Annotated in this window: 5 protein-coding genes; 2 read left to right on the top strand and 3 right to left on the bottom strand. The window is 69.7% G+C overall.

What is annotated here, in order from left to right; translation table 11 throughout:
* Positions 1–113 precede the first annotated feature (113 nt).
* The 3 genes from AB0E77_RS34015 to thyX form a co-directional block, all read right to left on the bottom strand.
* Positions 114–1,799: a ribonuclease J gene (locus tag AB0E77_RS34015; protein WP_361578824.1), complete on the bottom strand. Its 1,686-nt coding sequence runs from the start codon at positions 1,797–1,799 to the stop codon at positions 114–116.
* A 162-nt stretch (positions 1,800–1,961) separates the two neighbouring features.
* The gene (gene dapA / locus AB0E77_RS34020; protein ID WP_361578827.1) at positions 1,962–2,861 is read right to left on the bottom strand and encodes a 4-hydroxy-tetrahydrodipicolinate synthase; all 900 of its coding nucleotides are present in this window, start codon (positions 2,859–2,861) and stop codon (positions 1,962–1,964) included.
* Positions 2,862–3,072: 211 nt separating this feature from the next.
* Positions 3,073–3,813, bottom strand: a complete 741-nt coding sequence (gene thyX / locus AB0E77_RS34025; RefSeq protein WP_361578830.1) for an FAD-dependent thymidylate synthase — start codon at positions 3,811–3,813, stop codon at positions 3,073–3,075.
* A gap of 175 nt (positions 3,814–3,988) precedes the next feature.
* On the opposite strand from thyX, the gene AB0E77_RS34030 reads away from it, so the two are divergent.
* Both AB0E77_RS34030 and AB0E77_RS34035 read left to right on the top strand, forming a co-directional pair.
* Positions 3,989–4,228: a hypothetical protein gene (locus AB0E77_RS34030; protein WP_361578833.1), complete on the top strand. Its 240-nt coding sequence runs from the start codon at positions 3,989–3,991 to the stop codon at positions 4,226–4,228.
* Between the two features lie 114 nt (positions 4,229–4,342).
* Complete coding sequence (locus tag AB0E77_RS34035; protein WP_361578835.1) at positions 4,343–4,897, top strand: hypothetical protein; 555 nt, start codon at positions 4,343–4,345, stop codon at positions 4,895–4,897.
* Positions 4,898–5,034 lie beyond the last annotated feature (137 nt).

Here is a 5,034-nt window from a genome sequence, read left to right on the forward strand (position 1 = left end):
TTTGTTGGGTGCCCCCGGGCGGCGTGTTTTCATACCTCGTCGGCGGGGGGCCCCCCCCCCCCCCGGGCCCCCCCCCCGCTCCTCTTTCGCGCGGTCGTGGGTCCGACGGACCGTCAGACCTCCACGACCACGGGCAGGATCATCGGCCGGCGCCGGTACTTGTCCGACACCCACTTGCCGAGCGTCCTGCGCACCAGCTGCTGGAGCTGGTGGGGTTCGACGACCCCGTCCTGCGCCGAGCGTTCGAGGGCCTCCGTGATCCGGGGCAGGACGTCGGCGAAAGCCGAGTCCTCGATGCCCGAGCCGCGCGCCTGGACGTGCGGTCCGCCGGTGATCTTGCCGGTGGAGGAGTCGATGACGACGAAGACCGAGATGATGCCCTCGTCGCCGAGGATCTTGCGGTCCTTGAGGGCCGGCTCGCCGACGTCGCCGACGGAGAGGCCGTCGACGTAGACGTATCCCGCCTGAACCTTGCCGGAGATCTTCGCCTTGCCCTCGACGAGGTCGACGACGACTCCGTCCTCGGCGATGACGATGCGGTCGTGCGGGACGCCGGTGAGGGCACCCAGTTCGGCGTTGGCCCGCAGGTGGCGCCATTCACCGTGGACCGGCATCAGGTTCTTCGGCCGGCAGATGTTGTAGAAGTACAGGAGCTCGCCCGCGGACGCGTGGCCCGAGACGTGCACCTTGGCGTTGCCCTTGTGGACGACGTTGGCGCCCCAGCGGGTCAGGCCGTTGATCACGCGGTAGACCGCGTTCTCGTTGCCCGGGATGAGGGACGACGCGAGGATCACCGTGTCGCCCTCGACGATGCGGATCTGGTGGTCCCGGTTGGCCATGCGGGACAGAGCCGCCATCGGCTCGCCCTGGGAGCCCGTGCAGACCAGGACCACTTCGCTGTCCGGCAGGTCGTCGAGGGTCTTGACGTCCACGACCAGGCCCGGCGGCACCTTCAGGTAGCCGAGGTCCCGGGCGATGCCCATGTTGCGGACCATGGAGCGGCCGACGAACGCGACCCGGCGGCCGTACTCGTACGCGGCGTCCAGGATCTGCTGGATGCGGTGGACGTGGCTGGCGAAGCTCGCCACGATGATGCGCTTGCGGGCTCCGGCGAAGACCTGGCGCAGGACGTTGGAGATGTCGCGCTCGGGCGGGACGAAGCCCGGGACCTCGGCGTTCGTCGAGTCGGCGAGGAGCAGGTCGATGCCCTCCTCACTCAGCCGCGCGAAGGCGTGCAGGTCCGTGAGGCGGCCGTCCAGCGGGAGCTGGTCCATCTTGAAGTCGCCGGTGTGGACGGCCATGCCCGCGGGGGTGCGGATGGCGACGGCCAGAGCGTCCGGGATCGAGTGGTTCACCGCGATGAACTCGCAGTCGAACGGGCCGATGCGCTCGCGGTTCCCCTCCGCCACCTCCAGGGTGTACGGGCGGATGCGGTGCTCCTGGAGCTTGGCCTCGATCAGGGCGAGGGTCAGCTTGGAGCCGATCAGCGGGATGTCCGGCTTCTCGCGGAGGAGGAAGGGGACGCCGCCGATGTGGTCCTCGTGGCCGTGCGTGAGGACGATGCCCTCGATGTCGTCGAGGCGGTCCCGGATGGACGTGAAGTCCGGCAGGATCAGATCGATTCCGGGCTGCTCCTCCTCGGGGAAGAGCACTCCGCAGTCGACGATCAGCAGGCGGCCGCCGTACTCGAAGACCGTCATGTTGCGGCCGATCTCGCCGAGGCCTCCCAGCGGGGTGACCCGGAGGCCGCCTGCGGGGAGCGCGGGGGGACGGCCCAGTTCAGGGTGCGGATGACTCAAAAGACTCTCCTCAACCACACGCGCCACGTACCGGTGGGCACGTGGCGCGCGTGACGTTCGTGCAGAAGCAGTTGTCGTGGTGGGGTGCAGGCACCGGTGGCCTGCGTATTCAGTTGTGAAGCCGTTGTGGCACCGGGCGGTGCGGTGGTGCTAAGTCCGTTGTCAGAGCTGTACCCCGCCGGCGGCAAGATCGATCTTGAGCTGCTCGGTTTCCTCGGCCGTCAGCTCGACCATCGGCGCGCGCAGGGGGCCCGCGGGCAGTCCCTGCAGGGTGAGCGCGGCCTTGGTGGTCATGACGCCCTGGGTGCGGAACATGCCGGTGAAGACCGGGAGCAGCTTCTGGTGGATCTCCAGTGCCTTCTGCACGTCTCCCGCGACGAAGGCGTCCACCATGGCGCGCAGCTCGGGGGTGACGACATGGCCGACGACCGAGACGAAGCCGACCGCGCCGACCGAGAGCAGCGGGAGGTTCAGCATGTCGTCGCCGGAGTACCAGGCGAGACCGGAGCGCGCGATGGCCCAGCTCGCGCGGCCGAGGTCGCCCTTGGCGTCCTTGTTGGCGATGATCCGCGGGTGCTCCGCGAGGCGGACGAGGGTCTCGGTGTTGATCGGGACGCCGCTGCGGCCGGGGATGTCGTAGAGCATGACGGGCAGCTCGGTGGCATCGGCGATGGCCGTGAAGTGGCGGTACAGGCCCTCCTGGGGGGGCTTGTTGTAGTACGGCGTGACGAGCAGCAGGCCGTGGGCGCCGACGCGCTCGGCGGCGCGGGCCAGCTCGATGCTGTGCTGGGTGTTGTTCGTGCCGACTCCGGCGACGACGTGGGCGCGGTCGCCGACGGCCTCCAGGACGGCTCGTACGAGGTCCGCTTTCTCCGCGTCGCTGGTGGTGGGGGACTCGCCGGTGGTGCCGTTGATGATCAGGCCGTCGTTGCCTGCGTCCACCAGGTGGGCGGCGAGCCGCTGCGCGCCGTCGAGGTCGAGTGCGCCGTCCGCCGCGAAGGGCGTGACCATGGCGGTGAGGACCCGCCCGAAGGGGGTCTGCGGAGTGGAGGTCGGAGCCATGGGCTACACGCTACTCGTTGCTCAGGGCGGGGTCTGCCCTCGGGGGAGGCGGCAGATCGGCACGGAGGTGGAGCCCGGCACTGCCTGCTCGGGGGTTCAAGCAGTGCCGGGTCCCTTTGATCAGGCTAGATGAACTTCTCCAAACGCCGCAATCGGGACACTTCGGGCGGCTGATGCGCACATCTGTGCCCGAGCGGACGCCGGAAATGCCCTACGGGGCCACGCGACCGTTGGCGTTGAAGGCGGCGTAGGTGAGCGGCATGAGCCGCGCCCACTCCTGCTCCATCTTCTCGCCGGCCATCTCGATCTCCCGCTGCGGGAAGGAGGGCACCTTCGCCAGCTCGTGCTGGGTGCGCAGGCCGAGGAAGTGCATCAGCGAGCGTGCGTTGCAGGTGGCGTACATCGACGAGTACAGGCCGACGGGGAGCACCGAGCGGGCCACTTCGCGGGCGACGCCGGCGGCGAGCATCTCCCGGTACGTCCGGTAGGCCTGGAGGTAGGAGTCCTCCATGGACCGGCTGACCAGCTCGTGCTGTTCGGCGGTGCCCTCGACGAAGACGTACTTGCCGGGGCGGCCCTGCTGCACCAGCTTGCGGTCGGCGCCCGGCACGTAGAAGACCGGCTGGAGCTCCCGGTAGCGGCCCGACTCCTCGTTGTAGGACCAGCCGACGCGGTGCCGCATGAACTCGCGGAAGACGAAGATCGGGGCGCTGATGAAGAAGGTCATCGAGTTGTGCTCGAACGGGCTGCCGTGCCGGTCCCGCATCAGGTAGTTGATCAGGCCCTTCGAGCGCTCCGGGTCCTTCTTCAGCTCGTCCAGGGACTGCTCCCCGACGGTGGAGACGCGGGCGGCGAACAGCACGTCGGAGTCGGTCGCGCTGCTCTTGACCAGCTCGACGGTGATGTCGCTGCGGAGGTCGATCTTGAAATCGTCGGCGGGGGTGTCGGTCACGGTGTGCAGGGCCTTCCCATCTCGTCGCTTGGCCAGGCCACTCTACGGCCCGCCAAACGGGGCGATCGGTGCCGTGCCGCGATGAAGTCGGTGAAACTGGGCACCTGCGAGGGCGTTCGTTCGTCTGTATGAGTAACAGCGATTCGCTTGATCCCTGAAGGGAGACGCACCTCCGATGATCCGCAGGCGTGAACCCGTGCCGTTCGCCTTCGTCGCCGAAGCCGACAGGTTCCGCAGCAATGTCACTCCCCCGCCCCGCGAGCGGGCGTCCCTCGGCCAGCTGGCCGGACGCTGGCTGCTGGGGCTCACCGTGGTCGCCGGTATAGCAGGGTCCCTGCTGATCGGGATGCCCGCGTTGTCGGCCGACCATCCCTCCGCACAGCAGCAGCAGTCACAGGCGTCCGACGGACGCTAGAGCGGCACTCTGCCGGTCCTGACTCCATCCGGGGACCCGAAGGTGGTGACCGGAGACACAGGTCGGTAGCCTCACCGGGCACAGCACATGCGATGGAACGAGTGAGGACCCGCCGTGCCCCTGCCCTTCCTGACGGCCGACCGCGCCTTCGACGCGGCCGAGGACGTCGCGCTGCCGTACGACGACCGCGACCAGTGGCGTCGGCCCTACCGGCCGGGTCCCTGGCGGGTGGGGGCGGCGGCGCTGACGTTGCTGCTCGCCTCGTTCGTGCTGTTCGCGGCGGTCATCATCGCGGTGACGGACTCGCCGTCCTCGGCCGGCGTGGTCTTCGGCATCGCCCTCGTCATGATCGCCTGCGCCCTGCGGCTGCTGCGCATGGGTGTCTGGGTCAGCGCGCGCGGCGTGCGCCAGGTGGGGTTCTTCACCACCCGCACGCTGGCCTGGCAGCAGGTCGGCAGCGTGCGGACGGTGCAGCAGCCCGTCCGGTGGCTCGGCCTGCCGCGCACCGTGCAGGGCCAGGCGCTGCTCCTGTCCCGTCAGGGCCGGTCCGGGGGCCCGGTGTCCCCGCTGATGACCAGCCACGACGCGGACTTCCTCGCCCGGCCGGAGGCCTTCGACCGGGCCGCCGACACCGTGGAGGCGTGGGCCGACGAGTACCGGCGCGGCTGAGCCGGAGCCCGTAACGCCGGTGGCCCGGTCCGCACACGCGGACCGGGCGCAGGTGTTCTCGCCCGGGTCGGCGACGTACAGCCCGCCCTTCTTCAAGTGCTTCCTGCGGCTGGACGTCACCCCGGACGCGGTGCGGC

It is taken from the genome of Streptomyces sp. NPDC032940 (assembly GCF_040636935.1).
In the GTDB taxonomy this organism is placed as follows: Bacteria; Actinomycetota; Actinomycetes; order Streptomycetales; family Streptomycetaceae; genus Streptomyces.